The 3,793-nt window shown below is 55.5% G+C and carries 5 protein-coding genes; all 5 read right to left on the bottom strand.

Annotation, left to right across the window (positions count from 1 at the left end):
* On the bottom strand, nucleotides 1-207 hold a 207-nt coding region (locus KKD83_02160; GenBank protein MBU2534955.1), incomplete at its 3' end, for a hypothetical protein.
* A complete protein-coding gene (locus KKD83_02155) occupies nucleotides 207-1,454 on the bottom strand; it encodes a hypothetical protein (protein MBU2534954.1) in 1,248 nt (415 codons plus the stop codon). The genes KKD83_02155 and KKD83_02160, both read right to left, overlap by 1 nt.
* The gene (locus tag KKD83_02150; GenBank protein MBU2534953.1) at nucleotides 1,451-2,215 is read right to left on the bottom strand and encodes a DUF1614 domain-containing protein; all 765 of its coding nucleotides are present in this window, start codon (nucleotides 2,213-2,215) and stop codon (nucleotides 1,451-1,453) included. Before KKD83_02150 ends, KKD83_02155 begins: the two co-directional genes overlap by 4 nt.
* 19 nt (nucleotides 2,216-2,234) lie before the next feature.
* Nucleotides 2,235-3,173 (bottom strand): type II secretion system F family protein, encoded by a 939-nt coding sequence (locus KKD83_02145; protein MBU2534952.1) that lies wholly within the window; start codon nucleotides 3,171-3,173, stop codon nucleotides 2,235-2,237.
* A gap of 1 nt (nucleotide 3,174) precedes the next feature.
* Nucleotides 3,175-3,793, bottom strand: a 619-nt coding sequence (locus KKD83_02140; GenBank protein MBU2534951.1) for a type II secretion system F family protein, incomplete at its 5' end; no start/stop codon positions are given.

Genomic DNA, 3,793 nt, shown 5'->3' with positions numbered 1-3,793 from the left:
CTTGTTCGGGACGGTGCGCTGTTTTATGTCCCGGTAGCTGGCGTAAGCCAGGACAACTAGAGAAAATGTGACGGCAAAGATATTTGCCGCAGGTCGTGCCGCCACCAAGCCTATGCCCAGGATAATGGCAAGCGTTGCCGCCACGGCTAGAGCCGGGCGGAAAGCCACCAGGTACAGCAGATGGGCAAGCTCTCTAAGCCTTGGCACTAATACCACTCCTTGTTACTCTGGCGGGTAAATACCCTGATAGTAAAGTACTGCATGAATTCCTCTGTATTGTACACCCAGAAAGTGACGAGAATTGCTTCTCCTGAGCCATACCCTGGATGCTCTATGTTTGTCCATGAGACCGTGTTCGTATTGGGTATGTCCCAACTCGTGGCAGTGATGCTGTCAGGCGAGGATGTGTCCGGATACACGAGGAAGTCTTCCGGGTCACCGGTCAGATGGGTCAGGTCGGCGTGGATGTCAAAGGGTGCGGTTGCGTTTCTCACCGTCGCTGTTATCGTTGAATGCGTCTCTCTATACGGACCAGAGCCGGTAGAGCTAATCGCTATGTCCACGATGGTGGGATAGTTTTTGGTAATATCAATGCTGGAAAATGCCCCGGGAACAAACTTGGTGCTTAGGTTTATCATCCCGGCATACAAAGCGTCAGTGGTGATGTTGCCGCTGGGGAAGATAATCTGTCTGGTGGCGGTGCTGGCAATGACCACTGTCTTAGCGGTCTGGTTAACAGTCACCGTGGTATCGGCGGTAGCTACCCCTGCCAGAGCGTCTTCCCATACCTGGGGATAATCGGTGGCCAGGGTGATTTGGGCTGATTTTACCTTGGCGCTGCTGAATGTCTCGGTTAGCGGCCGTAGCGTTACCGTTTCTGTCTCCATGGATGAGAGCGACAGCGGCCCCCCCATCAGGAGTGGGATGTAAATCTCATCACCCTCCACAAGCGGCTGCTCGGTGGTGCTCAGTGCCGCATCGCCGAAGTCCCTGATTATCAGCCCGTGCTCGTAAATCAGCCGCGGGCTGTCAACGATGCCCCAGGCTTGGTAAGCGATACGGTTGGAGTCGTAGGTTCTGGTGAAGGTAGGGTTGCCCGGGACATCCAGGGTGTATTGCACGGTAACGTTGACGCTTTCTGATGTCAGCGCTCCGGGCACCCCGGGGCCGGGATTAAACAGAAACATGCGGTTTGGATAACGCATGCCCATCTGGATCTTGCTGGACTTGGGTGCCTTTAGCAGGGCGGCGTCCTCAATGTCCGATTTGAGGGCCATCATGTCATCATTGACCGTGTCGAAGTGCTCCCACTCCACCTCCGCGTTCCAGATGGGCACCTGGTAGGCCTGCACCATAGAGTACATGCTGACCACAACCACGAACATGAGTAGTGCGCCCAGGACGACAGTGACGCCACTCTCATCCTTCCAGAACGCCACTAATTTGCGCTTCACTTTCGGTCACCTCCTCCAAACAGGTTAACCAGGGGTCGGAGCATATTCTCTTCCTGGCTGCGGAAGACCAGGTCAGCCAACAGGGCGACAATTCCAGCGAGGAAGATAGCATCCAGCACGCTGCCGCCACCTATCGAGATGAATACCGGGCTGTCTGCGTAATGAGTAACCAACCGGTACAGGTTGAGCAGGTCGGCCCCGACCAGTACCCCGATGGTTGCACCGGCGTAGGCGAGGAGGGCAGGATTGAAGTCCCTCGCCCCTCTCAGCTTTCTGAGCATGAAGGCAAGGGCCGCCGCCAAGATTGGCGGTATGGCGAATAAGTAAATCGCCACACCTACGCCGGGCACGATAACACTGTAGAGATGGCTTACCCCGGCAGTAATGGCAGCAACAAGGAAAAACTGCCTCAGCGGAACGCGCCGCTGCGCCAGCATCTTGGTGGTGATGATTACCGGGATGGAACAACCTAGCAGGTTGAACCCGATAATGCTGCCATCAAGATGAAGGAGGGGCACATCAAACACCCTGGCGGTGGCAAAGACCGTGCCGGAAAGTCCGGGATAAAAACCACTGATAGAGCTTCCTACTGCGGGCAGTGCCAAGATATAGGCGAGCAGGGGAAAAGCCACCAGCAAAATCACTTCCAGCGGCGTAAAGCCAGACATGTGGAGAAGGAGAGCCAGCACCTGGGCGGAAATGATGACTCCATATACTATTAGCAGCACCGTGAGAAAGGGCATCTGCCCGACCATTTCCATCTTTATCTCTTTATCCCCCTTAAATGAAAAGGGTGTAGGCAATAAAGGCGACTACCATGAAGAATACCGAGTGCTTAAGCCCGGCGACCGCAGAACCCTCTCCTATTTTCCCGGTGACAATCCCGGCACAGAAGCCCTGTATCAGCAGAGCGTGGAAGAAGAGTATCTTGTACTGCTCCACATCTTTTTCGGTGACGGCAAACTGTCCCACACCGCCCAGCTGCGGCTTGTCGGCCACTATTTTCGCCGCCTCACTGACCATGGGGAGGAACTGGTTGCTGAGCACCAGGAGGACGCCGAGGAAGACGAAGTAGCCGAGGTAACCGACTATCAGGTAGGGCTTGGACTCAGCGCTTCTCCTCTCCTCTAAAGCCTTCGTCTCCCCTATATCGGCGGCCACGCTCTCCAATACGGCGCCTATCTCACCGCCCATTTGGGACGCCTCCATGATTGTCGAGACCGTCCGCCGGATGAGCGTGGTGGGATACTTCTTGACGAAGTAGAGCAGGGACTCCTCAAAGGAAACCCCCCAGCTCATCAGATTGTAGATGTGCTTTATCTCCGGGGTAAGCATGCCGTATTGTCCCTGGGCACAGGTGCTTATCGCCGCCCTCGGGTTCATGCCCGACTTCATGGCGAGGCCGAGGTCGCGTATCAGGCTGGGGAACTCGGCCTCCATTCTTCTTGTCCGGGTAGTCTCGTGCAACTGGTAAAAGGCCGGTGGTAAGATAGCCACGACGAAAGCGAGAATGACGACCTGGGTGGGTTCCACACCCAGCCACAGCGCCACCGCGGCGCAGCTTGCCGCAATGCCCACCGAAATCAGATACAGTATGTAGCGCTTCTCCCTTATGGTGCGCAGTGGGCTTTCAATGAAGCGCTGCAGGGTGGACTTTCTACGGGTGCGCTCGATAGCCTCAAGCAGTTCATCCTTCGCCATCAGTTCATCCTTCGCCATCTTACTTTTTACCCTGCGGCGTCAGCATATCGGTCATCAGCAGAAAGACCATGGTGCCCAGCGGGAGAAACAAGTAGATGATTGCCATCAGGACCATGGGGCTCGCCCCCCGCAGCATCATCATGGCACTATACAGCACAATCATAAAAAGCGGCGCCGCCACCATCATGGTGATGTAGAGCTCCGATATCAAGCCCAGCCCCTCGATAAACTGGCCAAACTTTCTCTGGTTATCCGCCGAGGTCTCCCTGGCTTTGCTGACAAAGTACTCGCCCATTTCTCCTCCCGACAGAGCGTTGGTTACCGCTCCCTGAACAAAGACCCTCAGGTGAGTTGACGGAGTAGTTACTACCAGGTTCCGCAGCGCGCTTATGAAGTCAAAACCCAGCACTTCGACATCTCTTACCACCAAACTTGCCTCGTTGCTCACTTCACCGAAATACTCTTTAGCCTCAGCCAGCTTCTTGAAGGTGATGTAGGGAATTACGCCTACCGACACCATGGTGGACATCCAGCCGATAGCGTACGGGAGATTGCCGTCTATCCTCCCTTTTCTCTCCCAGGCACGGGCCTGTGGATAAAGGACGAAGGCGGCGAATGGCAGGGTGAAACCGACCAGG

This window comes from Chloroflexota bacterium, from assembly GCA_018829775.1.
Lineage (GTDB): Bacteria > Chloroflexota > Dehalococcoidia > Dehalococcoidales > RBG-16-60-22 > E44-bin89.
This window is presented reverse-complemented; position numbering and strand designations above follow the sequence as displayed.